The sequence below is a fragment of the Bacillus sp. TH30 genome, assembly GCF_016650875.1.
GTDB lineage: Bacteria > Bacillota > Bacilli > Bacillales > Bacillaceae_G > Bacillus_A > Bacillus_A mycoides.
In genome coordinates this window covers 1,485,543-1,511,000 of the sequence record NZ_JAEKEY010000002.1, presented here as the reverse complement: position 1 = coordinate 1,511,000, position 25,458 = coordinate 1,485,543, and the positions used below count along the sequence as shown (strand labels likewise).

At 36.6% G+C, this 25,458-nt stretch carries 26 protein-coding genes; 20 read left to right on the top strand and 6 right to left on the bottom strand.

The window, feature by feature from the left end:
* Positions 1-20 precede the first annotated feature (20 nt).
* The 16 genes from yhaM (at position 21) to JFU20_RS09860 (ending at position 15,672) form a co-directional block, all read left to right on the top strand.
* Positions 21-965 (top strand): 3'-5' exoribonuclease YhaM, encoded by a 945-nt coding sequence (gene yhaM / locus JFU20_RS09935; protein WP_002011096.1) that lies wholly within the window; start codon positions 21-23, stop codon positions 963-965.
* Positions 966-1,353: 388 nt separating this feature from the next.
* A complete protein-coding gene (locus JFU20_RS09930; RefSeq protein WP_002166209.1) occupies positions 1,354-1,551 on the top strand; it encodes a hypothetical protein in 198 nt (65 codons plus the stop codon).
* A gap of 550 nt (positions 1,552-2,101) precedes the next feature.
* Positions 2,102-3,079 carry a ring-cleaving dioxygenase gene (locus JFU20_RS09925; protein ID WP_033715687.1) on the top strand — a complete coding sequence of 326 codons (978 nt, stop codon included), beginning with the start codon at positions 2,102-2,104 and terminating at the stop codon, positions 3,077-3,079.
* A gap of 253 nt (positions 3,080-3,332) precedes the next feature.
* Entirely contained in the window at positions 3,333-4,427 is a 1,095-nt protein-coding gene (locus JFU20_RS09920; RefSeq protein WP_002166207.1) for a response regulator aspartate phosphatase, read from the top strand.
* Complete coding sequence (locus JFU20_RS09915) at positions 4,427-4,672, top strand: Phr family secreted Rap phosphatase inhibitor (RefSeq protein WP_002011099.1); 246 nt, start codon at positions 4,427-4,429, stop codon at positions 4,670-4,672. Before JFU20_RS09920 ends, JFU20_RS09915 begins: the two co-directional genes overlap by 1 nt.
* 242 nt (positions 4,673-4,914) lie before the next feature.
* Complete coding sequence (locus JFU20_RS09910) at positions 4,915-5,787, top strand: alpha/beta fold hydrolase (protein WP_002166206.1); 873 nt, start codon at positions 4,915-4,917, stop codon at positions 5,785-5,787.
* Between the two features lie 77 nt (positions 5,788-5,864).
* Positions 5,865-6,065, top strand: a complete 201-nt coding sequence (locus tag JFU20_RS09905) for a sporulation YhaL family protein (RefSeq protein ID WP_002087191.1) — start codon at positions 5,865-5,867, stop codon at positions 6,063-6,065.
* Positions 6,066-6,277: 212 nt separating this feature from the next.
* A complete protein-coding gene (locus tag JFU20_RS09900; RefSeq protein ID WP_002166205.1) occupies positions 6,278-7,474 on the top strand; it encodes an oxalate decarboxylase family bicupin in 1,197 nt (398 codons plus the stop codon).
* A gap of 273 nt (positions 7,475-7,747) precedes the next feature.
* Positions 7,748-8,197, top strand: coding sequence for a helix-turn-helix domain-containing protein (locus tag JFU20_RS09895; protein WP_002011103.1), 450 nt, complete (start codon positions 7,748-7,750; stop codon positions 8,195-8,197).
* Between the two features lie 90 nt (positions 8,198-8,287).
* The gene (glpP, locus tag JFU20_RS09890) at positions 8,288-8,848 is read left to right on the top strand and encodes a glycerol uptake operon antiterminator GlpP (protein WP_000394293.1); all 561 of its coding nucleotides are present in this window, start codon (positions 8,288-8,290) and stop codon (positions 8,846-8,848) included.
* Positions 8,849-9,076: 228 nt separating this feature from the next.
* Entirely contained in the window at positions 9,077-9,898 is an 822-nt protein-coding gene (gene glpF / locus JFU20_RS09885; protein ID WP_002011105.1) for a glycerol uptake facilitator protein GlpF, read from the top strand.
* 12 nt (positions 9,899-9,910) lie between these two features.
* The gene (glpK, locus tag JFU20_RS09880) at positions 9,911-11,401 is read left to right on the top strand and encodes a glycerol kinase GlpK (protein WP_002011107.1); all 1,491 of its coding nucleotides are present in this window, start codon (positions 9,911-9,913) and stop codon (positions 11,399-11,401) included.
* A 133-nt stretch (positions 11,402-11,534) separates the two neighbouring features.
* Positions 11,535-13,217, top strand: coding sequence for an aerobic glycerol-3-phosphate dehydrogenase (glpD, locus tag JFU20_RS09875; protein ID WP_002011108.1), 1,683 nt, complete (start codon positions 11,535-11,537; stop codon positions 13,215-13,217).
* Between the two features lie 236 nt (positions 13,218-13,453).
* Entirely contained in the window at positions 13,454-13,987 is a 534-nt protein-coding gene (locus tag JFU20_RS09870) for a sigma-70 family RNA polymerase sigma factor (RefSeq protein ID WP_002011110.1), read from the top strand.
* A gap of 4 nt (positions 13,988-13,991) precedes the next feature.
* A complete protein-coding gene (locus tag JFU20_RS09865) occupies positions 13,992-14,399 on the top strand; it encodes a PadR family transcriptional regulator (protein ID WP_002011111.1) in 408 nt (135 codons plus the stop codon).
* A gap of 7 nt (positions 14,400-14,406) precedes the next feature.
* Positions 14,407-15,672 carry an FtsW/RodA/SpoVE family cell cycle protein gene (locus JFU20_RS09860; RefSeq protein WP_201038578.1) on the top strand — a complete coding sequence of 422 codons (1,266 nt, stop codon included), beginning with the start codon at positions 14,407-14,409 and terminating at the stop codon, positions 15,670-15,672.
* Positions 15,673-15,678: 6 nt separating this feature from the next.
* Here the strand turns inward: JFU20_RS09860 and helD are convergent, their stop codons facing one another.
* The 3 genes from helD to JFU20_RS09845 form a co-directional block, all read right to left on the bottom strand.
* Positions 15,679-18,015, bottom strand: coding sequence for an RNA polymerase recycling motor HelD (gene helD, locus JFU20_RS09855; protein ID WP_002011113.1), 2,337 nt, complete (start codon positions 18,013-18,015; stop codon positions 15,679-15,681).
* Positions 18,016-18,310: 295 nt separating this feature from the next.
* Positions 18,311-19,171, bottom strand: a complete 861-nt coding sequence (prsA, locus tag JFU20_RS09850) for a peptidylprolyl isomerase PrsA (protein ID WP_201038577.1) — start codon at positions 19,169-19,171, stop codon at positions 18,311-18,313.
* Between the two features lie 447 nt (positions 19,172-19,618).
* Positions 19,619-19,813, bottom strand: coding sequence for a hypothetical protein (locus JFU20_RS09845; RefSeq protein WP_000172693.1), 195 nt, complete (start codon positions 19,811-19,813; stop codon positions 19,619-19,621).
* A 118-nt stretch (positions 19,814-19,931) separates the two neighbouring features.
* On the opposite strand from JFU20_RS09845, the gene JFU20_RS09840 reads away from it, so the two are divergent.
* Positions 19,932-20,267, top strand: a complete 336-nt coding sequence (locus JFU20_RS09840) for a YhaI family protein (protein ID WP_002011117.1) — start codon at positions 19,932-19,934, stop codon at positions 20,265-20,267.
* A gap of 5 nt (positions 20,268-20,272) precedes the next feature.
* On the opposite strand, the gene JFU20_RS09835 is transcribed toward JFU20_RS09840, so the two are convergent.
* The 3 genes from JFU20_RS09835 to JFU20_RS09825 all read right to left on the bottom strand — a co-directional run bounded on the left by JFU20_RS09835 (position 20,273) and on the right by JFU20_RS09825 (position 22,135).
* Positions 20,273-20,830 (bottom strand): HTH-type transcriptional regulator Hpr, encoded by a 558-nt coding sequence (locus JFU20_RS09835; protein WP_002011118.1) that lies wholly within the window; start codon positions 20,828-20,830, stop codon positions 20,273-20,275.
* A 299-nt stretch (positions 20,831-21,129) separates the two neighbouring features.
* Entirely contained in the window at positions 21,130-21,492 is a 363-nt protein-coding gene (locus JFU20_RS09830) for a YtxH domain-containing protein (RefSeq protein WP_002011120.1), read from the bottom strand.
* A gap of 208 nt (positions 21,493-21,700) precedes the next feature.
* Positions 21,701-22,135, bottom strand: coding sequence for an HIT family protein (locus JFU20_RS09825; protein ID WP_001016832.1), 435 nt, complete (start codon positions 22,133-22,135; stop codon positions 21,701-21,703).
* A gap of 563 nt (positions 22,136-22,698) precedes the next feature.
* On the opposite strand from JFU20_RS09825, the gene ecsA reads away from it, so the two are divergent.
* The 3 genes from ecsA to ecsC are packed head-to-tail and all read left to right on the top strand — an operon-like array spanning position 22,699 to position 25,367.
* Positions 22,699-23,442 (top strand): ABC transporter ATP-binding protein EcsA, encoded by a 744-nt coding sequence (gene ecsA / locus JFU20_RS09820; RefSeq protein WP_001292616.1) that lies wholly within the window; start codon positions 22,699-22,701, stop codon positions 23,440-23,442.
* Positions 23,435-24,646 carry an ABC transporter permease gene (locus JFU20_RS09815; RefSeq protein ID WP_002166204.1) on the top strand — a complete coding sequence of 404 codons (1,212 nt, stop codon included), beginning with the start codon at positions 23,435-23,437 and terminating at the stop codon, positions 24,644-24,646. Before ecsA ends, JFU20_RS09815 begins: the two co-directional genes overlap by 8 nt.
* 13 nt (positions 24,647-24,659) lie before the next feature.
* Positions 24,660-25,367 carry an ecs operon protein EcsC gene (gene ecsC / locus JFU20_RS09810; protein ID WP_002011122.1) on the top strand — a complete coding sequence of 236 codons (708 nt, stop codon included), beginning with the start codon at positions 24,660-24,662 and terminating at the stop codon, positions 25,365-25,367.
* The last annotated feature ends 91 nt before the right edge of the window (positions 25,368-25,458 follow it).

The following is a 25,458-nucleotide window of genomic DNA, read 5'->3' as shown; positions in this document are numbered from 1 at the left end:
GATTTGGTGGAGGAATTCGAATGAAAAAGAAAATTGTAGAATATGAAGTTGGTGAACAAGTCGATGTTTTCTTGTTAATTAAAACAGCGACAAAAGGTCTCGCAAGCAATGGCAAGCCGTTTTTAACAGTAATCTTACAAGATCCAAGTGGAGATATTGAAGCAAAGCTATGGGACGTATCGCCAGAAGTTGAGAAACAATATGTAGCGGAAACAATCGTTAAAGTAGCTGGAGATATTCTAAACTATAAAGGACGTATTCAATTACGTGTGAAACAAATTCGTGTTGCGAATGAGAATGAAGTAACAGACATCTCAGACTTTGTAGAAAAAGCTCCAATAAAAAAAGAAGATATGGTTGAGAAAATTACGCAATACATATTTGAAATGAGAAACCCGAACATACAGCGTCTAACAAGACATTTGTTAAATAAGCATCAAAATGAATTTTTAGAATATCCAGCAGCGACAAAGAACCATCACGAGTTCGTATCTGGACTAGCTTATCATGTTGTATCAATGTTAGATTTAGCGAAAGCTATATCAGCTCTATACCCATCGTTAGATAAAGACTTACTATATGCGGGCGTTATTTTACACGATCTTGGTAAAGTATTCGAACTATCTGGCCCAATTTCTACAACGTATACGTTAGAAGGAAATTTACTAGGCCATATTTCTATCATGGTGAACGAAATTGGTAAAGCAGCAGACGAACTACAAATCGATGCAGAGGAAGTATTAATCCTTCAGCACATCGTCCTTTCCCATCACGGAAAAGCAGAATGGGGTAGCCCAAAACCACCATTAGTAAAAGAAGCAGAAATTCTGCATTACATCGATAACTTAGATGCAAAAATGAACATGATGGACCGCGCATTAGGACGCACAAAACCAGGCGAATACACTGAGCGTGTCTTTGCACTTGATAATCGTTCGTTCTATAAGCCAACTTTCCATAATTAAGATTGTGAATAGAATGGCCTCATTAAGTGTGGCATGACAATAAAATTGTTTAAAAGATGGTGTGAAATTAAGTTTTCACACCATCTTTTATTGCCCTGATAAGGGAAGACACTGCAAACAGCTTTAAAAACCATTATTTATTCCTTGATGAGGAAAGAAATAATGAGAGAAAAAGATGTAAATCATACGGCAAATTTATATTGCATTAGCTCGTGTAAAGCTAATGGATGAGGGTCTGTTGTCAATAAAAAAACGGATCTTAAACAAAACCATTCTTTTGCATACCATGTGATGCAAGAGAACGTGTTCGTTGATTGGAAATCTTTTGTAGAGTATTCTAAATATAGAGTTGTAGTAGGAATATTCTTTTAAGGAGAGTGATTACTTTATGCTAGGAAAATGGATGGATAAAGTAAGAGAACCTAGATGTATACACAATTATAAATTTATTAAAACTCAGGATAGTGAAAATTTTAAAACAGGGCAGATTGGGACAGCTAATGTTTATAAGTGCGAAAAATGTGGTAAAGAAAAGGTTGATTATAAATATAACAGTGATATAAATAGTGATTTTTGGAATATATAAAGTGAAACTATAATCAGTGGGATCTCCCACCTAACTTCTTCGCTCCAGCCGAATTTTGAGGTGGAAGTCTTACTGCCCGTTAATGCGGGATAAAATAAATCGTTTAATGAAACAGAGAATTACTAATATTAATTATTCGCTAAAATTACAAGTTATTGTAAGGATATTTAACTATTAAAGAATTTTAATAGCCTATGATTAGTTCATTGATTGTAGGCTACTTATTTTGGCGAGTGAAAAGGTTTTATTACCAGTAGATATGAAAATAATTACGCCACAAAACATATAGCATTTTAAACTAATACTGAGATATTAAAAAAATATCTCGAATTAAAGATAATTTACTTGCTTTTTAATCACTTGAGATGTAAAGTGATAGTGACGAAAGGAATTATTACTTTCGGACGAATCGTTTTACACATTGAATTATTTTTTTAATTATCACTTGACTAGTAAAGTGAATGATTACTTTTATAAACAAATGCTACGTTGACCAGCGAGCAAAAATAAAACAGTTAAATATAAATTAAAACTATTGGAGGAATATAAAATGAACCAATTAAAAGGAATACACCACGTTACAGCGATTACAAGTAGTGCAGAAAAGAACTATGAATTTTTCACTCATGTTTTAGGAATGCGTTTAGTTAAAAAAACAGTAAACCAAGATGATATTCAAACGTATCATTTATTCTTTGCAGATGATAAAGGTAGTGCAGGAACGGATATGACTTTCTTTGATTTCCCAGGCGTTCCGAAAGGTGTACACGGTACAAATGAAATTTCAAAAACTTCATTCCGAGTTCCAAGTGATGCGGCATTAGCATATTGGGTGAAACGTTTTGATCGTCTTGAAGTGAAACATACAGGTATTAATGAGCAATTTGGTAAGAAAACTCTTTCTTTCGTTGATTTTGATGATCAACACTATCAATTGATCTCAGATGAATTTGATAAAGGCGTGGAATCAGGTACACCTTGGCAAGACGGGCCAGTCCCATTAGAATATGCAATTACTGGCTTAGGACCTGTATTTATTCGTATCGCGAACTTTAGTTATTTCAAAGAGGTGCTAGAAAAAGTTCTATTATTTAAAGAGATTGATCAAGAAGGAGAGTTCTACTTATTTGAAGTGGGTGAAGGTGGAAACGGTGCCTCTGTCATTGTAGAACATAATACGGTTCTTCCTGAAGCACAACAAGGTTTTGGTACAGTGCACCATGCCGCATTCCGCGTAGAAAATCGCGCTGTATTAGAAGAGTGGATTGAGCGACTAAGTCGAGTTGGACTCCCTTCATCTGGTTATGTAAATCGTCACTTCTTTGAGTCATTATACGCAAGAGTTGCGCCGCAAATTTTATTCGAGTTTGCGACAGATGGCCCTGGTTTTATGGGAGATGAGCCATACGAAACACTTGGAGAAAAATTATCGTTACCTCCGTTCCTAGAGCCAAAACGTGAAGAAATTGAAAAATTAGTTCGTCCGATTGATACAGTGAGAAGTACTAAGGAATTTATTAAAGAGTAAAAGTAGAGATAATAAGTAGGAGAGCAAGTAGTTTTAGCGAATCGCTGGAATTGCTTGCTTTTTTATTTGGTCTATAAAATTTTCTGAAAAATGTTTCTCAAGTTTTTAGAATAGAAATATTTGGTATAATTCATTTAAATTATAAATTTTCTGATAATTATTTTTCAATACATAGAAAAGAGGTGATAATATACAATTTGGATAATTGTATAAATATCCCAAATTTATAATTTGGCAAGGGAGAGGCGAAGGTATGGGAACGAATATAGTAACGAAGGAGCAAATGAAACATTCTTTAGATGATTGGTATCGTGTAATGTTGCAGCAACATATAGAGAAAGCTACGGAAATGAAAGAAGAGATTGATAGTACGATTAGTGGGTTGGTCGTTGATCAAGATGTATTGCTTTATCATACATTATTGAATTTTAGATATGATGCATTAGTTGATTGGATTTCAATTAGAGAAGATAGTTTTGATAAAGTGGAATCTTTCGAAATTCCGGAAGAAGGCTTTCTAGCGTATTACTATCATTTTTTTAAAGGATTTCATTGCACATTAATTTCAAATTATAACGAAGCGAAAGAACAGTATGAACAAGCTGAGAAGCTATTGAAATATATTGCAGATCCGATAGAGCATGCGGAGTTTAATTATCGGATGGGGAATTTCTATTATCAAAAATATGACCAAGTTCATGCAATAGATTACTTGAATAGAGCCAAAGCGGCATTTTTGAAATATCCAGGCTATGAAATAAAAGTAGGATTATGTGAAAATGCTTTTGGACTATGTTGCGTAGACATAGATCACTATGAATTAGCGGAAGAGAACTTTAATTCTGCTATGGAAGTATTGCAAAAAGCGGATCAAAAAAAATATATGCTAATGGTTCGGCATAATTTAGCTTGGCTTTATGCTAGTCAAAATCTTTCAGAATTAGCGATTCGTCATATATCTGAGGTGACCAAAAATTACCCAGAACACTTTAAAGCCTTGTTTGTAGAAGCACGTGAACATTACAAATTAGGACAATATAATTTAGCGAATCCAATTGTTGAAAAAGGTTTAAATATTTGTGTGGATTTAGGAGAAAAAGAATTTCAACATCGGTTTAAAATTTTGAAAGAACTCAATGGAAAATCTTCAGTATCAATTATTGAAGATGTAATTTTAGAAGGACTTTCTTATTTTGAGAGAGAAAGATTATGGGATTGTATTCAAGAATACACTGAAATTTTAGCACTGAAATTTTATGAGTTTGATGATCATGTTAAGGCAAGTAAATATTTTTATATGAATAATAAGGCTCAAAAAAATATATTGGAAAAGGGAGTGTTAAAATAATGAAGAAATTTCGTTTGGCTATTGTTGGGACTGCATTAGTAGGGGTATTATCAATTGGATTCAATAGTTCTTTTACAAATCAAGCTGTAAATATAGGTGACACAGGAGGAGCACCAGCAAAACCAGACTACGTTAATATAGGTGACACAGGAGGAGCACCAGCAAAACCAGACTACATTAATATAGGAGATACAGGTGGAGCACCCGCAGATAATAGAGGCGACGGCGGAGTAAGCCAACTATAATAAAAATAAAGAAAGGGACTTTAACATGGAGTCCCTTTCTTTATTTTTATGCCGTGCAGAGAAAAGAATTGACTTACTTTTCATATGTAACTATAATAGTTACAAAATAACCACCTATAATAGAAATGAGTTATATTTTTTTAGCTTCATTGTAACTTATTTAGTTACAATGAAAAGAGAACATAAAACAACCAAAAAATGTAAAAACTTTAAATAGCAACATGAGAAAGGAGACGGGGATTTTGAAACGGTTTAAGTTTTATATGATTAGCGGTATTGTTCTTGTTTTATTAATAGTATGTAACTTCGTTGATAAGCCGATTGCGAAGGTTGAAGAAGTGAAAGATACTGTGATGATGAGGCTGAATACGAAAGAGAGTATGGCGCAGATTGATGGGCAGACGATTTATTTTAAGCAAATTGGTGAGGGGAAACCGCCTTTACTTATGCTTCACGGGTTCGGTGGTTCTTCAGATGGGTTTAATGATATTTATCCGGAACTTGTAAAGGATCATACGATTATTGCGGTTGATATTTTAGGGTTTGGGCGTTCTTCTAAGCCGGTTGATTTTCAGTATTCGTTTCCTGCGCAAGTAAATTTATATTATAAGTTAATGAAGAAACTCGGATACGATCAATTCGCAGTACTTGGTCATTCGATGGGCGGAGAGATGTCTCTAAATTTAGCGTATTTATATCCGGATGCAGTAACGCATCTCGTTTTAGCGGATTCTACAGGGATAGAGTCTTTCCAGCAAAAAGAAAGTTATGAAGTGCCGCCACTATCGACAGACTTACAAACTGTAACAGAGATTACGGATTATAATAAAAATGAAGTGAAAAATAGTCGCGATGATAAAGAGCATTATGATCAGCTTACGAAAATGAGAGAGCGCCGTATTGCGATGGAAGCAGATAAAATTAAGGTACCGACTTTAATTATATGGGGACGACACGATAAGAGTGTTTCTTGGAAAAATGGTGAACTGTATCATGAGCTATTTGCAAATAGTACGTTCCATATCATTGAAAAAGGATACCACGCACCGTTTCGCCAGGAACCAATAGAGTTTATGGAATATGTACAAGCGTTCTTCGCGAAGAATCCACAATAAAATTTTAAGCATAAATCCACTTCTTTCCTCATAAAGTGAAACTAATAAGGCTTGTCTAAGGAAAGGGATGAACGAAAGTGGAAACTTTACCATGGTGGATTTATCTTGTAATCATTGGGATCGTATTGAGTGGCTACATGGTTTTATATACTTCGAAAAAAGAGCAAGAGATGGATAATGATTTTATCGAAAAAGAAGGCGAAGTATATATGAAGCGCTTAGAAGAAGAACGAGAGAAACGGAATCAGGATAGTGATAAAGATTCGGTATTACTTTAATAGAAACTTTTGAAGAAGAGAAAAGGATTTCTCTTCTTTTTTATATGTTAGTTTGTTGGATACTCCCTTTTAAATTAAGATCGCATCAAGCTTTAGTGGATTGTTAAGGCAGAACCCCTTGTATCCATAGTCACAGTAACCATCCAAATCCCAATTCATACACTATGATGGAGGCTTTTTACTTAATAATCGGATGAAAAAGGAGTGTAATGATGAAAAAACGTACTGTTAATGAAGCGGGAGGGAGTATACCACAACCAATCCGTAGCGATGGAGCTGGTGCGATAGATTCTGGACCTCGTAATGTTATGCGGGATATTCAAAATCCGAATATGCTCGTTCCGCCTATAACTGATGCTGGCTTAGTTCCTAACTTGAAATTTTCATTTTCAGACACTTCTATGATTTTAAAACACGGTGGGTGGTCCCGGGAGATTACTGTTAGAGAACTTCCGGTTTCGACTACGATTGCTGGGGTAAATATGAGTTTAACGGCCGGTGGGGTGCGTGAACTTCATTGGCATAAACAAGCAGAATGGGCATATATGCTTTTAGGAAAGGCGCGCATAACTGCGGTTGATCAAAATGGACGGAATTTTATTGCTGATGTTGGTCCAGGTGATCTTTGGTACTTTCCTCCTGGCATTCCGCATTCTATTCAAGGATTGGAACATTGTGAATTTCTACTCGTATTCGATGATGGACACTTTTCTGATTTATCTACTTTAGCTATTTCTGATTGGTTTGCACATACGCCAAAAGAAGTTCTATCGGCTAACTTCGGAGTGCCGGAGAGTGCTTTTCGCTCTATTCCTTCAGATCAAGTTTATATTTATCAAGGAGAGGTACCGGGTTCGCTTGAGAGTCAGGAAGTCCAGTCGCCAGAAGGAGAAGTTCCTTTAACATTTAAACATGAACTGTTAAAACAAAAACCGATTAAGACACCTGGTGGTAGCGTTCGAATTGTAGATTCTACGAACTTTCCAATTTCAAAAGCAATCGCAGCAGCGCTCGTTGAGGTTGAGCCCGGTGGAATGAGAGAGCTTCACTGGCACCCGAATAATGATGAGTGGCAATATTATCTTACCGGGCAAGCGAGAATGACGGTGTTTCTTGGAAATGGTACAGCTCGTACATTTGATTATAGAGCTGGTGATGTTGGATATGTACCGTTTGCGACTGGACACTATATTCAAAACACAGGCAATGAAACATTATGGTTTTTAGAGATGTTTAAAAGTAACCGTTTTGAAGATGTATCGTTAAATCAATGGATGGCACTGACTCCTAAAGAAATAGTGGAAAGTAATGTACATGTTGGCCCGCAATTGATGGATTCTTTACGTAAAGAAAAGTGGCCTGTTGTGAAATATCCGGGTTTTTCTTATAAACCGAAAACAGATGAGTAAACATGGATATATGCGTTATTCTTTCTGGAGAACTATAGGAAGGAATGGCGTATTTTTTATGTCTAGTCCTGTCTTTACTAGTATTCGTTATTTGTATTATTGTTCGGGAAATTATTATAGAAGAAAAACATATGAAATCTGCATGACATAGAGTATGAAATGGCGCCATTTTAAAGTGTAACGCACAAGTTGCACAGGCTACGCAACGATAACTAGCTTTACTCTTCATCATTTATTTGACCATACTAGACGTAGAGAGGTGATAAACACAGTATGATTTTTAGCGAACGTTTAAAAGAAGAAAGGGAAAAAAGAAATTGGTCGCAAAATGATTTGGCTGAAAAAATTCATGTGAGTAGGCAGTCTGTTTCGAAATGGGAGACGGGAAAGAACTATCCGAGCATTGAAATTATTATTCATTTAAGTGATCTGTTCGGTATTACAATTGATGAGTTATTGAGGAGCGATGAAGAGTTGACGCAGAAAGTAATCGAAGATAGTAAACAATTGGCGTATCCAAAATGGAAGGTGTTTTTTGATAGTCTATTCATGCTGGGGGTATTTTTATTTGTTACAAAAATCGTTGTATGGATGGTAAATAAGTTTGCAGGATCAAGCATTACGATTGTAGCAGATGCACCATATGTAATGAATTTTTTACCGCTCATATTAATGGTTATAGGTGGTACGGTTTCTGATAAGTTGAAGAAGATATATAGGTAAAAGAAAGATTTGAAAGAAATTCCCGACACTAGCTGTTCTTTCCACTTAAATTGTGTACTATAAAGGATAGATAGGAAGGGGACGTTTAGAATGGAATTTCATGAGCAGAAGATTTTGCCGGCAGTGAGGCAAATTAAAGATTTGGAAAAGCTATTACATAGTTCGTATGAGTATATTGTTATTTTAGATATTCATGTCGGTCAATTGAAGAGTGTTGTGTCGCTTGCGAAGCAGCATAATAAAAAAGTATTTTTACATGTTGATTTGATCCATGGATTACAAAGTGATGGGCATGCGACGGAGTTTTTATGCCAAGAATATAAACCGTACGGGTTATTATCGACAAAGGCGAGCGTAATTATGAAGGCGAAGCAAAAAGGTGTCGTCTCCATTCAACGCATCTTTTTAATTGATTCTAGCGCAATGGAAAAGAGCTGTAATTTGCTAGAAAAGACGAAGCCGGATTATATAGAAGTGCTTCCTGGTGCGTTAACAGGTGTCATTGCTGAGGTGAAAGAGCGTACAGGTGTACCGATTTTAGCAGGTGGTTTTATTCGAACTGTCGAGGATGTTGAAAGGGCGTTAAATGCTGGTGCGACAGCAATTACGACATCGAAAAAAGAATTATGGAAACATTACCAAAAAAAGTGACGAAAATGTGAAAAAATTCTGTTGACACCGCTTTCATTAGAGGTTAACATTATAGACAAGTTAATAAACGTGACGGAGAAAAGAAGAGATCCACATTTTATTGTTTCTATATATATTATATAGAAGCATGTAAGCTGTGGATCTTTTTCTTTTGAAAAAAAACGAATGGCCATTCATTTTACCTCTATCACTTTTCGAAAGCATTTAAATTGATTGTGGAGGGATTTTATGTCAGCATTTTTAGGGGAATTAATAGGGACAGCGTTGTTAATCTTACTTGGTGGCGGCGTTTGCGCTGGTGTAAGTTTAAAGAAGTCGTTTGCGAAAGATTCTGGTTGGATTGTAATTACAATGGGTTGGGGTCTAGCGGTTGCTATGGCAGCGTATGCAGTTGGATCAATTAGTGGGGCGCATTTGAATCCGGCTTTAACGATAGGACTTGCTTTTAAGGGAGCGTTCCCATGGAGTGATGTACCTATGTATATCGCAGCACAAATGATTGGGGCAATTATCGGGGCAGTTCTTGTATATTTACATTACTTACCACACTGGAAAGAAACAGAAGATCCAGGAACAAAGTTAGGTGTATTTGCAACAGGTCCAGCAATTCCGAACACATTTACAAACCTTTTAAGTGAAATGATTGGAACATTCGTTTTAGTATTTGGTATATTAGCAATTGGAGCAAATAAATTTGCAGACGGTTTAAATCCATTTATCGTAGGTTTCTTAATTGTAAGTATTGGTTTATCATTAGGTGGAACAACAGGATACGCAATCAACCCGGCTCGTGATTTAGGTCCGCGTATTGCACACTTCTTCCTTCCGATTGCAGGAAAGGGCGGTTCAAACTGGAAGTATGCATGGATCCCAGTAGTTGGTCCAATTCTAGGTGGATCACTTGCAGGATTATTCCATCAAGTTGTATTTGAAGGAAAACAAAATTCAGCACTTATTTATGTGATTATTACAACTGTGATTGTACTAGCAATCTCTTATATGACAAGTAAAAAAAGTGGAACTACTACAAAAAGTAGAAAAGTAGCATAGGGGGAAACCGATATGAAAAAATATATTCTTTCATTAGACCAAGGAACAACAAGCTCACGCGCAATTCTTTTCAATAAAGAAGGAAAAATCGTTCATTCAGCTCAAAAAGAGTTTACACAACATTTTCCAAAGCCAGGCTGGGTTGAGCATAATGCACAAGAAATTTGGGGATCTATTTTAGCAGTTATCGCAACTTGCTTAAGTGAAGCGGATGTGAAGCCAGAACAAATCGCTGGTATCGGTATTACGAACCAACGTGAAACAGCGGTTGTATGGGATAAAACGACTGGAAAACCAATTTATAACGCAATCGTATGGCAATCTCGTCAAACAGTTGAAATTTGTGATGAGTTAAAAGAAAAAGGTTATAGCGAGATGGTTCGCGAAAAAACAGGTCTTTTAATTGATGCATACTTCTCTGGTACGAAAGTAAAATGGATTTTAGATAACGTTGAAGGTGCAAGAGAAAAAGCAGAAAACGGCGAGTTATTATTCGGAACAATTGATACGTGGCTTGTATGGAAATTGTCTGGCGGTAAAGCGCACATAACAGATTACTCAAATGCATCACGCACATTAATGTTTAACATTCACGACTTACAGTGGGATGATGAGCTTCTAGACATGTTAACAGTACCAAAGAGCATGCTTCCAGAAGTACGTCAATCATCTGAAATATATGGAGAAACAATTGATTATCACTTCTTCGGTCAAAATGTACCGATCGCAGGTGTAGCTGGTGACCAGCAAGCAGCATTATTTGGACAAGCTTGTTTCGGTGAAGGTATGGCGAAGAACACTTACGGAACTGGTTGTTTCATGTTAATGAACACAGGCGAAAAAGCAGTAGCTTCTGAGCATGGCCTATTAACAACAATTGCATGGGGTTTAGATGGTAAAGTGAATTACGCATTAGAAGGAAGTATTTTCGTAGCTGGTTCTGCAATTCAGTGGTTACGTGACGGACTGCGTATGTTTAAAGATGCAAGCGAGAGCGAAGTGTACGCTAGCCGTGTTGAATCAACTGAAGGTGTATACATAGTACCGGCATTCGTAGGACTGGGTACACCGTATTGGGATAGTGAAGTACGCGGCGCTATGTTTGGTGTAACACGCGGTACGACGAAAGAGCATTTCATTCGTGCAACGCTAGAATCTTTAGCATACCAAACGAAAGATGTACTATGCGCAATGGAAGCAGATTCAGGTATTGAACTAAATACATTACGCGTTGATGGCGGAGCAGTTAAAAATAACTTCTTAATGAAGTTCCAAAGTGATATTTTAGACGTTCCTGTAGAGCGTCCAGTGATCAATGAAACGACAGCTTTAGGTGCAGCATACTTAGCTGGTCTTGCGGTTGGATACTGGAAAAACCAAGATGAAATTAAAGCACAGTGGCATATGGACAAACGCTTTGAACCAACGATGGAAGCGGAAACAAGCGAAGAGCTATATGCTGGATGGAAAAAAGCAATTGAAGCAACTAAAGCTTTCAAATAATCATAAACAGTGTTATAATGATGACAAGTTAATAATTCGGTAGGAGATTTGGAGAGACCACAACACGCTATAGAGGCGAAATCTATAGCGGAGCTTGTGGTCTCTTTTTTCGTTATCAAAGGGAGGAATTACCATGAAATTTTCAAGTAAACAACGTAAAGACGTATTAAACGGAGTAAATAAACAAGAGTTAGATGTGATCGTAATTGGTGGAGGTATTACTGGTTCTGGTATTGCATTAGATGGGGCAACACGCGGTTTATCAACAATTGTGTTTGAAATGCAGGACTTTGCAGCAGGTACATCAAGTCGTTCAACGAAACTTGTACACGGCGGTTTACGTTATTTAAAACAACTTGAAGTGAAAATGGTAGCAGAGGTGGGGAAAGAGCGTGCGATCGTATATGAGAACGGTCCCCATGTAACAACACCGGAGTGGATGTTACTTCCGTTCCATACAGGCGGCACGTTCGGGTCATTCAGTACATCAATTGGTCTTCGTGTATACGACTTCTTAGCAGGTGTAAAACGAAGCGAGCGCAGAAAGATGTTTAACCGTGAAGAAACGCTAAATAAAGAGCCTCTTGTAAAACAAGAAGGATTAAAAGGCGGCGGTTACTACGTAGAATATCGTACAGACGATGCGCGTCTTACAATTGAAGTAATGAAAGAAGCGATTGAACATGGTGCGAAAGCTGTTAACTACGCAAAAGTAGACAGTTTCTTATATAAAGATGGAAAAGTATGCGGTGTACGTGTAATCGATTTACTAGACGGAGAAGTGTATGAAGTTTACGGTAAGAAAATTGTAAACGCAGCTGGTCCTTGGGTAGATACACTTCGTGAAAAAGATAACTCTAAAAAAGGGAAAGTACTTCAGTTATCAAAAGGTGTGCATTTAGTAATTGACCAAAAACGGTTCCCATTAGGGCAAGCAATTTACTTTGATACACCAGATAAACGTATGGTGTTCGCGATTCCTCGCGAAGGAAAAACGTACGTAGGTACAACAGATACGTTCTATGATAAAGACGCAGCTGTACCACACATGACAACAGAAGATCGCACATATATCATTAATGCGATTAATTACATGTTCCCAAGCGTGAAAATTACAGAAAAAGATGTGGAATCAAGCTGGGCTGGTGTACGTCCGCTAATTTATGAAGAAGGTAAGAATGCATCTGAAATTTCTCGTAAAGATGAAATTTGGACTTCTGAATCTGGTTTAATTACAATCGCGGGCGGTAAATTAACAGGATACCGCAAAATGGCTGAAATGGTAGTAGACTACGTAACGAATCTATTACAAAAAGAAGGCCATAGCGCATATAAGAAGAGTGATACGAAACATATGCCAATCTCTGGTGGTCATGTAAGTGGTTCACACGGATTCCCGGCATTTGTTGCGAAAAAAGCAGGCGAAGGTACGAAATCTGGTTTAACGACAGCACAAGCGGAAAAATTCGCGAAATTCTACGGCTCTAACGTTGACGTACTGTTTGACTTGGCGAAAAAACATAAAGACGAAGCGAAAGAATACAACATGCCGCTAGACGTTCTAATCCCGCTTGTATACGCAATGGATTACGAAATGACAGCGAAACCAGTTGACTTCTTCGTACGCCGCAGAGGCGCTGTATTCTTCAACATCCACTGGGTATACGAGTGGAAAGAAGCAGTAATCAACTACATGGCTGCGAAACTAGGCTGGAGCAAAGAAGAGCAAATGAAATACACAGCTGAATTAGAAAAAGCGTTAAGCGATGCTGTAATTCCTGTAGATCAACAAGAGCAGGCGGCTGCGTTAGCGTAAAATAGAGAACCACCTGAAGGGGAGCCTTTAGGTGGTTTTTTGTTTTATTATGAATGCGCTAAAATTTTGACTATAAGTGAATATAAAGTGTTGTATCATAATAAAAGGTTTACTCTTAGTAAAGAAAAATTAAGGTTTCGAAAAACGGTATGAACATTACTATCCGTATTTTTTTATGTATTTATAAAACTTTTCCATACAGTGCGTCGTCTAATATATGGGAAGGAGGAAATGATGTGGATGAATTAACGGTAGAAGCGTTTGAAATAGAAGATAAGGAACTCCTTATCGATGAAATAATGAACAAATATGGACAAGAAGTCTTACAGCTTGTGTATTCATATGTGAATAATAAAGAGGTCGCTGAGGATTTAACGCAGGATATATTTGTGAAATGTTATAAATCTCTTCATACATACAAAGGGAAGTCGAATGTGAAAACGTGGTTGTGGAGAATTGCGATTAATCAATGTAAGGACTACATAAAAAGTTGGTATAACAAAAAGGTGATTGTGACAGAGGATGAAGCTGCTTATATTGGGGTTCAAAATGATAGTGTCGAACAAACTGTTATTCAAAATGCGAAGGACCGTGAACTGGCTTCTGCAGTAATGAATTTACCGATAAAATATCGAGAAGTCATTTATCTATTTTATTATGAAGAACTATCAATTAAAGAGATTGCTATTGTAATAGAAGTGAAAGAAAACACGATAAAAACGAGACTGAAAAAAGCGAAGGAGCTTTTGAAGAAAGGGTTGGAGGAATAATCAAATGGAAGATCGATTAAAAGGCCTGCGAAAATCAATGGAGAATACAACGTTTAAACATTTGAGTTTTTCTGATCAACACCGAAAGCGGGTGCGCGAAAAAATCAATGCATCACACGAAAAGGAAGAGGACATCTCGTTAGCCATTTTACAACTCCTCAGTAATGAAAAAACAGGATACGAATTGTCACAGCTACTACGAGGGAGAGGGATTCGAAAATTCGAAGGAAATGAAGGGTTTTTATATACCGTATTACATCGGCTAGAACAGAATCGTTTTATCCAATCAAGTTGGGATCATTCAGGAGCTAAATATTATCAATTAAATGATAAAGGAAACAAGATGCTGCGAAAGGCAGAAAAAGATTCTACGAAGGCACGGTTTATATTAAAAGGATTAGTACAGGAGTGAGATAAAATTGAACAAAAAAGGGGAGCGTTTTTTAAGTGAAGTTACCAATCACATTAAATCAAAAGAAGCAAAGAGCTTTGTAGCAACTGAACTAGATTTTCACTTGAAACAGGCGAAGAACACGTGGATAGAGAATGGGTTAAGTGAGGAAGTTGCTGAAAATAAGGCTGTTGAACAAATGGGAAGTCCGATCAAGCTTGGCAGGGAACTTAACAAACTTCATAAGCCAAAGGTTGATTGGTTCTTAATTATTTTATTAGTGGCTGCTATGGGGTTAGGGTTTCTGCCAGTTATAGCTTTTGGACATACGAATGATTTACTAATGAATAAGATAATATTTGTTATTCTCGGTGTTGTAGCAGCTTTAGGGATGATGCTGATTGATTATCGGAAGTTAGAAAGACTCGGAAGGTTGTTTTACACAATCGGAGTACTTATCTTGTTAATGCTATACTGTTTTCCGAACGCTTCGATGACTGGAGAACCGTTAATGAAAATTGGTCCCATTGCAATTGACTGTTTAATGGCAGTGCCGTTCTTTTTTCTAGCCTGGGCTTCTTTTTTCAATAATAGTAGGTTAAAGGTTATGCATCTTGTGGTTTTGTATTTATTTTCTTTGTATTTATTTTTAATTGTATCAACTCTTTCGTCAATTTTTATCTATATCACGATGGTATTCATTATGCTTTGGTGGAGTAAGTTAGGAAAGAAAAAGGCATTGATTATTACAATTGTACCAATTTGTTTATTTATTATCAGGGTATCCTTATCCTGGTCCTCAGGATACCACTTGGATAGATTTCTAGGGTATTTAAATCCAGAGCGTGATGCAGGTGGCGCAGGGTTTATGTATATACGTTTAAAAGAGGTAATGTCGTCAGCAGGTTGGTTTGGTACAGCTGGAGATATAAAGTTTATTCCTACTCCAGATACTGATTTTGTTTTTGCGAGTTTGACCTACTATTATGGGTATTTGCTTGCACTGGTCCTTGTTCTAATTCTTTCTCTTTTTGTAGCAAGGTTAGTAATCATATCTTATAAAATAAATGATCGGTATGGTAAATTGCTTCTCGTTGGAGGAATGACTCTTTTTGTAGTTCAGTTCATTTATAACGTGGGCATGATCCTAGGCTTATTACCGATTGCTGCTATATCATTGCCTTTTATTAGTTATGGATTAACACCAACTGTATTTCATGCGCTTTTAATGGGGATCGTGCTGAGTGTATATCGACGTAAAGATATGTCGTTTAGAATGAAAAAAACACCTTGATAAAAATCAAGGTGTTTTCGTTATACATTCAAAACTCTCCGAAGCAGCCCCCGTTACAAAAGGACTAACCTCACCAACGCTATAAAGCTGCAATTCATGCATCGCGCGCGTACAAGCGGTGTAGAACAATCTACGTAGGCTCTTATCGCTGTACACATCTTTAGAAGCATTGTAAATAATAACAGCATCAAATTCGATACCTTTCGCTAAATAAGCAGGGATAACGACGATGCCTTGCTCATACTCGGCTGAGTTACTTTTCACAAGTTTAATATTCTCGATATGACTGAGTGCTTCGTAGGCAGCGGCACTTTCAGCCGCGGATTTACATATAATTGCGATCGTATTGTGCTGTTGTTTTTGTAGTTCAGCAACTTTGGAAGTAATACAATTATGCAGTTCGCTGTAATCAGAAACTTTAGTCACTGTAGGTTTCTCGCCGTCACGTTCAAAGGCGTTAATATTCTTTCCTTCCGGTACGAGATAGCGTGTGAATTCAATAATCGGTTTTGTTGAACGATAGCTACGAGTTAAGTTGATGCCGTTCGTTTCATCAGGTCCGTATAAGCTAGTAAGTGTATTGAAATTCACTGCTTCACTCGCATGAGCAAATATCGCTTGGTTAAAGTCCCCGAGTACCGTCATTTTTGCGGCAGGGAAGAGACGTTTTAAAAACTCGAATTGAAACGGAGAGTAATCTTGCGCTTCGTCGACGAGTACGTGTTTAATCGATCTGTTCGTTTGGAAGCCTTCGATTAATTCTTTTAAGAGTAAAAATGGAGTCGCATCCTCGTAATATAGTTTTCCTTCATCAAGCATGTTCACAGTTAATGAGCAAATTTCGTCCCATTCTTTAGGCTTTTCTCCAGTAACCCATGATGCATCTGTGAAGAGTTGTTTATATATGCCTGTAAAATTGATAAAACGTAGTGTTTGAACGCCTTTACGTAACGGTTTTAATTTTTTACGGACAATCATACGTCCGAGTACTTTCGTTTCTTTCTCATAATCACTAAAGGAGTTGTCGTCAAACTCTCCTTTTTTCTGTAAGTATTTATAAGCTTTTTGATATTCATCTTTACTAAGTAATTCAATTTCTTCTTCTACCCAAGGTTTTTTCAGTTCTGCTTTTTCAAGTTCATCTATTTGTTTATTTAGCCACTCCGTTAACTTCTCGATTCTATTATGGAAGCGGAGGGAGGAATCAGTATTATAAAATTGCTCTGTAATTTCTTTAGCAGAGGCAATCAGTTTTCCTCTAAATTTCATTCCTCTAAATAGCATGCCTGAAGATTCAAGAGATTGTCTGTACGCTCTAATCATCTCGAAAAATTGAGTAGATGCTTTAAATCGAATACTCGCATTTCTCGTTTTATAGGTAGGGCTATTCGTTTCAGTTAACATATATTCTAATTGCTCATAAGGGTCTTCAACGTCAAATGACTTACTTAGTCTATGGTTTAAATATTCTTGGAATGTAACTTGCTGCATATTTTCTTCGCCGAGTTCTGGCAGTACGTTAGATACGTAGCTGTTGAACATGGAGTTAGGGGAGAAGAGAATGATTTGATCTGCTTTTAGCCATTCGCGATATTTATATAGTAAGTAGGCGATTCGCTGCAGGGCAGCTGACGTTTTCCCGCTACCAGCAGCTCCTTGAACGATAAGTAGTCGCCCTTCATCGTGACGGATAATTTCATTTTGCTCGCGCTGGATAGTAGCAACGATACTTTGCATATGTTTGTTTGTTCCTTTTCCGAGCGCTTGTTGTAGGATTTCATCTCCAATTGTGAGGCTCGTATCGAACATGGAATCAATCTCGCCATTCTGAATAATATATTGCAATTTTTTCTCCACATTACCGCGGATTACGCCTCCTGGTGTACTGTACTCAGCCGGTCCTGGCGGATAATCGTAGTAGACACTTGAAATAGGTGCGCGCCAATCGTATATAAGAAAGTTTTCTCCGCTTGCATCGGTAAGTGTAGCAACGCCGATATAAATTTGTTCTGCACCAATTTCTCCTTCTTCTTTGAAATCAATTCGTCCGAAGTAAGGTGCTTTATGCATACGGCGTAGTGCGGCAAGTCGATTAAAGGTGTGCTTATGGGTGATTTGTGTTACGGCTAGTGACTGAGCTTGTTGTCTTAAGTTGATAACTGTTTCAAGATAATCGTCAAAAGTATCAGTGTTAACTTTAACATCATCCCAGAAGTGTTTACGAATGTTGATTACTTCTGCCCGGCGTCTGCCAGTGTCGCTTTCCAGTTTATCAATTTGCTCCGTAATCGTTTCTATTACGGTATCCAATCGTTTTTGCTCTTGATCAAGTTTTTTGTTCATACGTAAGCACTCCTTTAAAAGTGAAAAATAGAGGTTGACTGAAGATGTGTTTTGTTGTACAATTAAGATACGGATAAATACATTCTTTTATTTTTAATGAATGCGTTTCTGTACTAATTTACCATAGTTTTTTAATTTAATCAATGATAATAAGATAAACCTTGGTTTCGTGTTGCACGAAACCAAGGTTTTTTTTTGTTGAATGGAGTAAGGTGAGGAAGTATATCGATTTATCGGCAAAAAAACTACTACAAAATAAAAAAAGCTTGGGGCTACCCAAGCTTTTTTTACTTCATTATTTCTTTTCGTCTTTTTTAGCGTCAGCTTTTGGCTCTTCGAAAAGATCTTTCAAATCTTTATCGTCAACTTTTACGTCAGCTTTTTTGATTTCTTTCATCATAAGATCATTCATAAATTGAGCATCTTGTGTTTTCTTTTGAACAAGGTCTTTTTTGATGTCGCCTTTTACTTCATCAAATGGTTTTTGTTCTTTAATATCTGTTACTTTAATGATGTGGTAACCGAATTGTGATTTTACAGGTTCGCTTACTTCATCTTTTTTCATTTTATAAGCTGCGTCTTCGAATTCTTTAACCATTTTACCAGCAGTAAAGTAGCCAAGGTCTCCGCCTTTTTCTTTTGAACCAGTATCTTCAGAGTATTGTGTCGCTAAATCTTCGAAAGATTTACCTTGTCCAAGCTCTTCTTTAACCTTTTTCGCAGTAGCTTCATCTTTTACAAGAATGTGGCTTGCTTTAATTTCAGGCTTGTAGTTTTCTTTTAGCTCTTTATCAGTGATTGTTTTTTCAATAGCTTGTTCTTGAGCTAATGAAGCGCGAACGCCATTTTTAACTGTTTCTTCTTTAAGGCCTTGTTGTTTCATTAGTGTATCGAATTGGTCACCGACTTGCTTTTTCATTTCATCGAACTTTTTGTCTACTTCTTTTTCATCGACTTTGTAGTTTTTAATAAGTACTTTTTCCATAACCATGTTATTTAGTACTTGTTTACCAGCTTGTGTCTTCATTTGATTGTAGAACTCTTCTTTAGTGATGTCACCAGCTTTAGATGTAACAATTTTGTCTGATGATGATGTTCCACATGCTGATAATGCGATTACACTTGTTGCGGCTAAGGCAAGCATAGCTTTCTTCATTCAATAAACACTCCTACTATTATGTATTTTTAATTTATCCCATACGAATGAAGAAACGCCTTATGATAGGTTATTTTCGTTCATAAGAACCTGATTAAGTCTCACTGATGTCTTTGCTTTTTTTATATGTAAAAGCACGCTTAACAGGGCTTACCGAGGCTTTAGGATAAAGTTTAGATGCGTGTCGTTTATTTCATAGTATAAGCAATATGTACAAAATTTAATATATCATATTTCGACGGGTTTTCCTATTGATAAAGAAATTTTAACCAGTTTGTGTCAGATTTTGAAAGGGTACCATATTGGGCGCATGTCGCATATACAGAAAAGAGGAGGGGATGGGGGATGAATTCAAAACTTATTTTATTACTTGTACTGTTTATTTTATTAGTTATAGTAGGTATAATTTGCTTATAGAGGAAAAAAATGAGGAAGGGGCTTCCTTCCTCACTTTCCATGAAATATAATTTCTACATAACTAGAAATTAATAGAATGGTAATACATACATTAATAACTCGAAAGACACCGGGCTGGCGGCTCGCAGATATTTGTTTTCGCTCACACAGTGTATGTGTCATGAAATTCGTGTAAAATATAACAAGAAGTGCGAATGCAACAAAAACAACGGTTATAAGAGTCATGAGGCGAGACCTCCTTTTGGCTAAAATACATATACTTTATATATTGTATCATACGATATTTTGTTCGTGTTACAAAATTCAGAAATAGAAGACTTTGTGTTAGGAAGCGAGGGAGAAAATGGACGTTGTAAGAAGACTAGAACAAGCTGAATACTACGTAGACCTACTATTTAAAATGATTGATGAAGAAAAGTGTCCATTTTATTCTTTAATCATAAAGAAAAAAGCTCGTAAAAAAGACATTGAACGTATACTAAAACTTTGTGAAAAGCTGAACGAACAATATGTAGCGGAGAAAGCAGAAGGCCTTCTATTGTTTGATGCGCTATTAGATCAATTTGAAAAAGCGCTTCCACATCAGCTCGAAGTACACGAAACTGCGGAAGCGCTAGCAAAACAGGGCTTATTTGTGCCACTTATGAATGAATTCTTACGCATGATTGCGAAAGGATAAATAGATTATTTCTTAACTAATTTTTGATCGGTCTCCGTAAAGTTCTCCTCAATATTCTCTAATGATTTCTCAAAAATATCGATGAAGTCCTGTCCGTAAATATTGCGAAGGATCGCAATAAGTTCGATATTTTCTGGGAACTTACCGTAAAAATTACGAAGTTCAAGTGCCCCATTAAAAACAGAATTATTTTCAGGGTCATACTCCTCCATTAAGCGAAGTAGTAACTCTTCCCCTTTGTCTGTAATTTCAATGTACGTATTTCGTTTATCATCTTCTTTTTTAGAGAATACAAGATAGCCGCGTTCTTCTAGCTTTTTAGAGAAGTTAAACGCCGTTGATACGTGCATAACTCCAAACTTAGCAATCTCAGAAATAGAAGCCCCTTTTAAATGATAAGCGATTGATAAAATATGATGCTCGTTAATGTTTAAATCGTAAGGTTTAATCCATTGTTGCCAATCTTTCTCTACGCATTTCCATAACGCTTTCGATAATTGAGCAATACGTTGGCTGAAAATCATCGCTTCTTTTACCGAGTAATTTTTTTCTCCACTTTTCATTTACTCACCCACTTTAACATTCTTTTTTCATTATTATCTATTATGCCAGTAAAATAAAAATTAATAAAGTCTTTTTGTGAGAATTGTGAAAATTTTTCGGAAAAATAACATTCTATACAAATCATGCATAACTATGGAAGCGTTTTATGAGTCGAGAATACATGTGTTGTCTTTACATGTTAAGGGATAACATATATTGTAAATGCATAAAAACACGGCATATCTATGTGATATACCGTGTTAAGGTCAATTCGTATGAAAAATATTTGTTATATGCAAAAAACTAAGCAGGAATATGTTTACGCTTTTTCTGGAACGGCTTCTTGTAGTTTCTCAATTGACTTTTGAATGTCTAAAATTTCTTTTTCAATATGTCGTTTGTTTTGAGAAATATCTTGTTTCCAGTTAGAAAGCGTGTCATGCATATCGTCTTTTAGTTCTTGGAATACTTCTTTACCTTCTGAAGCAGTTTCAACGATTTGACGCTTTAATAACTTCGTATCAGCTGTAATATCAGCTAATGTTTTTTTAATATCAGTTCCTTTTTCTTTCAGCTTACCGCGCATAGCTTTACCAGAAGAAGGAGTTGAGAAAAGAACGGCTAGTCCAGCAACTGCTCCGCCGCAAAGTACACCTGTAATAAAGGATTTAGCTTTTGACATAAAAGGAAACCTCCTTATTTTTCGTTCGTATTCATGATGTATAAAAGTGTGCATATCTTTAAGACAAGGGGAAGAAAAGTGAGCTTTTCTCTCTTGTACATGCTATGCACAAAAAATCATACCCCCGGCATTTTTTGTGAAGAAAGAAGCCATACAATAAATGCCAGAGGAATCGGCTTGTTATGTATTACTTCTTATTATAGTGGCACTATTTCACACTATTTGCAATTGTACTTGCGATGTTTTGTAAATTTTCCATTGTGTATTCATTTTGGTGTGATTTCCAAACAGCACCGAAACCATCGTTTTCACCGTAGCGTGGAATTAAATGAAGGTGGAAGTGGAATACAGTTTGTCCAGCTTTCTCGCCGTTATTGTTAAGTAGGTTGAAACCAACTGGATTAAATTCTGCTTTCATTGCATTTGCGATTTTTGGAACGACAGCAAAAATATGTGATGCGATTTCTGGCGTTAACGCAAAAATGTCTTGTTTGTGTACTTTTGGAATAACAAGAGTATGTCCTTTTGTTACTTGACTAATATCTAAAAATGCAAGTACATGTTCATCTTCGTATACTTTTGAGCAAGGGATTTGCCCGTCAATGATTTTACAAAAAATACAATTGTCCGCTGTATGATTCATCGATCTCATCCTTTCAAATAGTCTTAGCCGTATTTTACCATAATTACATAGGAGAACAAACACGAAAAACAGGAAGCTGACTCAGCTTCCTGTTTTCTGAAGATGGATTGAAAAAGCATTTTTTATAATTTACGGTTCGCAGACACCTCATTTATTTAAGAAATGCACGGTAAATCGGCTAAAGTTTCTGCCGTAGACACCCCATTTTCAAGTGAAATGAATTGCAATCTTTTTTTAAAATGAAATTGTTTATTTTTTAAAACAGTATATGCTCTTTCGGAGACACCCCGTTTCGAAAATGAAACAAATTATCTGGTTATGTGTAAATTTCATTGTCCAACTTGGACACCCCATTTCATGATGACTTCACTATGTTGTTGTACTCATCAATTGGTGGTTGCTTTTTCAATGTGTTCCTTCTTCACTAATTATGATGTCCGCTTTCGTAAAAATATATGCCAAGAAATTTAAATTTTTTTTTGAAGGCATCGATACTATGTAGTACAGCGCCATTTTTGGTAAGATGAATGTAGAATGAATACTAATGAAGAAAGTGGTGTCGTATGAGCGAGTTATTGCGTGTAGAAAATGTTACAGGAGGATATACGAAACGACCTGTACTGCAAAATGTTTCGTTCTCTGTTAATAAAGGCGAACTTGTCGGCTTGATCGGTTTAAATGGGGCTGGGAAAAGTACGACAATTAAACATATCATCGGTTTAATGGAGCCGAAAAAAGGAACTGTCACAATTAATGGGAAAACAATTCGTGATGATATGACAGCGTACCGTTCTAGTTTCTCCTTCATTCCAGAAACGCCAGTATTATATGATGAGTTAACGTTAGAAGAGCATTTGAAATTAACAGCGATGGCGTACGGTGTAGATGAAAAACAATATGAAGAACGCGTAGGACAACTATTACAAGAGTTTCGCATGAAAAATCGCTTAAAATGGTTTCCGTCTCATTTCTCAAAAGGGATGAAACAAAAAGTGATGATTATGAGTGCATTTTTAGTTGAACCATCACTTTACATTGTGGACGAACCTTTCGTTGGGCTTGATCCGTTAGCGATTCAATCACTTCTTCAAATGATGGATCAAATGAAAAAGAGTGGTGCGGGCATCTTAATGAGTACACATATTTTAGCGACAGCAGAGCGCTATTGTGATTCATTCATTATTTTACATCAAGGTGAAGTGAGAGCGATGGGAACATTATCAGAACTTCAATCCGGGTTTAATATGCCTGGTGCAACGCTTGATGATATTTATATTGCGTTAACGAAGGAAGAAGATTATGAATAGCACAGCGTTATGGAAAGAACGATTTCGGCACTTTCTAAAAGAAGTTCGTACATATAGTAAATACGTATTTAATGATCATTTGAAATTTATTTTCGTATTTATCATCGGGGCAGGAGCTTATTATTACCAGCAATGGTTACAAACGTTAACACCTTCGTTTCCGACAGCGTTTGTTATGGCAGTCTTACTTGGCCTCGTATTAACAGCTGGGTCCATCCAAACGTTATTAAAAGAAGCGGATCTCGTGTATTTGCTTCCAGTTGAAGAAAAGTTAAAGCCTTACTTTACGAAGGCATTTCTTTTTACGTTTATGATTCAGTTATACATAATCGCAATGGTAGCAGCTGCGCTTGCCCCGTTATATTTCCAGCAAATGAAACAAACAGGTGCCAATTACATATGGATTGTAATCGCGTTTGTCATTGTAAAAGCGTGGAATTTATTCGTAGCGTGGGAAAAATCATTTTTAACAGATCAAAGCGTTCAAAAAGCAGATTGGTTCATTCGCTTTATCTTAAACGGCTTATTTGTGTACTTCCTTGTAGAACGTACTTCATTCATTTTTACCGGTGTAATTGTCTTTCTTATGGCACTATACCTTGCTGTTATGCATCAAAAGGTGAAAGGAAAGCCGCTAAACTGGGAGTATTTAATTTCTGAAGAAGGTAAAAAAATGATGCTGCTGTACCGCATTGCGAATATGTTCGTTGATGTACCAGCGTTAAAAGAGAGAGTATCACGTAGGAAATGGCTTGATTTCATTCTTTCGATGATTGGTGAGAAACGTACATATTTATACTTATATACGAGAACATTTTTAAGATCGGGTAACTATTTCGGATTATATATGCGTTTACTCGTTCTTGGGGGAATTATTCTTTACTTTATCCCATTTTTATATGGACGTTTTATCGTAAGCCTTGTTTTCTTATACTTAATCGGCTACCAGCTCTTAACCCTTTGGAAACATCACCGTATGAAAGTTTGGCTTGATTTATATCCGGTAGGGGGAGACGAGAAGAAGAGAGATTTCCTTACTTTATTAAATGCGATTCTTATCATTGGTAGCGTTGTATTTACAATTATATTTGCACTTGCGACGAAAGATTTCATAATGACCGGCATTTTATTTGTAGTAAGCATATTATTTAGTATTGGTTTCGTTTATCAATACGGTGCAAAGCGCATTGAGCGTTTAAACTGAAAGGAATGAACCTATGATTACATATGAAGAGAAGGTTATAAAAGAATTGGAGCAGTGGAAAGCTACATTCATGAAAGATTCTTCTATGATGACACGGTTCTCTAAAAAAGTGCAGGTGAAAGTGCAACAACTAGTGCCCGCGAAAGTGCAAAAGGTACTAACAGAAACGATTCGGATGATGGTGCAAACAATTAGTGCTGGATCAAACTTCATAAAACCGAAGCTAAAAGAAACGAACTGGTCACTGCAAAGAAGAGACGATGAAGTACGTAAAAAAATGGATGAGTACAAAAAAGTCGCAGCGGCAGAAGGGGCAGGAACAGGAGCAGGTGGCATTCTCCTTGGCCTTGCCGATTTCCCGTTATTACTTACTATTAAAATAAAATTTTTATTTGATGCAGCAACATTGTACGGATTTGATACGAGTAAAAAAGAAGAGCGCCTTTTTATTCTTCACGTTTTCCAGCTTGCTTTTTCAAGTGACGATTACCGAAAAGAAGTATGGAAAGCGATTGAAACGTGGGATACAGAAGAAGAAAATCATATGGACTGGGAAAAGTTCCAAACAGAATACCGAGACTATATCGATTTAGCAAAAATGCTCCAGCTCGTCCCGATCATCGGTGCCCCAGTCGGCGCATATGCGAATTATCAATTGTTGCAAAGGCTTGGGGAAGTGACGATGAATTGTTATCGTATGCGATTGCTTAATAGAAATTAATTTGTTTTACAAAAAGCATCCTAAATTACACATTTAGGATGCTTTTTTTTATTTTTATTCATATTTTTTATTTTTTTACCAATAATATACA

Coding starts and splice junctions, on each gene's coding strand:
- yhaM (WP_002011096.1), top strand. CDS start 21: ATGAAAAAGAAAATTGTAGAATATGAAGTTGGTGAACAAGTCGATGTT.
- JFU20_RS09930 (WP_002166209.1), top strand. CDS start 1,354: ATGCTAGGAAAATGGATGGATAAAGTAAGAGAACCTAGATGTATACAC.
- JFU20_RS09925 (WP_033715687.1), top strand. CDS start 2,102: ATGAACCAATTAAAAGGAATACACCACGTTACAGCGATTACAAGTAGT.
- JFU20_RS09920 (WP_002166207.1), top strand. CDS start 3,333: ATGGGAACGAATATAGTAACGAAGGAGCAAATGAAACATTCTTTAGAT.
- JFU20_RS09915 (WP_002011099.1), top strand. CDS start 4,427: ATGAAGAAATTTCGTTTGGCTATTGTTGGGACTGCATTAGTAGGGGTA.
- JFU20_RS09900 (WP_002166205.1), top strand. CDS start 6,278: ATGAAAAAACGTACTGTTAATGAAGCGGGAGGGAGTATACCACAACCA.
- JFU20_RS09895 (WP_002011103.1), top strand. CDS start 7,748: ATGATTTTTAGCGAACGTTTAAAAGAAGAAAGGGAAAAAAGAAATTGG.
- glpP (WP_000394293.1), top strand. CDS start 8,288: ATGGAATTTCATGAGCAGAAGATTTTGCCGGCAGTGAGGCAAATTAAA.
- glpF (WP_002011105.1), top strand. CDS start 9,077: ATGTCAGCATTTTTAGGGGAATTAATAGGGACAGCGTTGTTAATCTTA.
- glpK (WP_002011107.1), top strand. CDS start 9,911: ATGAAAAAATATATTCTTTCATTAGACCAAGGAACAACAAGCTCACGC.
- glpD (WP_002011108.1), top strand. CDS start 11,535: ATGAAATTTTCAAGTAAACAACGTAAAGACGTATTAAACGGAGTAAAT.
- JFU20_RS09865 (WP_002011111.1), top strand. CDS start 13,992: ATGGAAGATCGATTAAAAGGCCTGCGAAAATCAATGGAGAATACAACG.
- helD (WP_002011113.1), bottom strand. CDS start 18,015: ATGAACAAAAAACTTGATCAAGAGCAAAAACGATTGGATACCGTAATA.
- prsA (WP_201038577.1), bottom strand. CDS start 19,171: ATGAAGAAAGCTATGCTTGCCTTAGCCGCAACAAGTGTAATCGCATTA.
- JFU20_RS09845 (WP_000172693.1), bottom strand. CDS start 19,813: ATGACTCTTATAACCGTTGTTTTTGTTGCATTCGCACTTCTTGTTATA.
- JFU20_RS09840 (WP_002011117.1), top strand. CDS start 19,932: ATGGACGTTGTAAGAAGACTAGAACAAGCTGAATACTACGTAGACCTA.
- JFU20_RS09835 (WP_002011118.1), bottom strand. CDS start 20,830: ATGAAAAGTGGAGAAAAAAATTACTCGGTAAAAGAAGCGATGATTTTC.
- JFU20_RS09830 (WP_002011120.1), bottom strand. CDS start 21,492: ATGTCAAAAGCTAAATCCTTTATTACAGGTGTACTTTGCGGCGGAGCA.
- JFU20_RS09825 (WP_001016832.1), bottom strand. CDS start 22,135: ATGAATCATACAGCGGACAATTGTATTTTTTGTAAAATCATTGACGGG.
- ecsA (WP_001292616.1), top strand. CDS start 22,699: ATGAGCGAGTTATTGCGTGTAGAAAATGTTACAGGAGGATATACGAAA.
- JFU20_RS09815 (WP_002166204.1), top strand. CDS start 23,435: ATGAATAGCACAGCGTTATGGAAAGAACGATTTCGGCACTTTCTAAAA.
- ecsC (WP_002011122.1), top strand. CDS start 24,660: ATGATTACATATGAAGAGAAGGTTATAAAAGAATTGGAGCAGTGGAAA.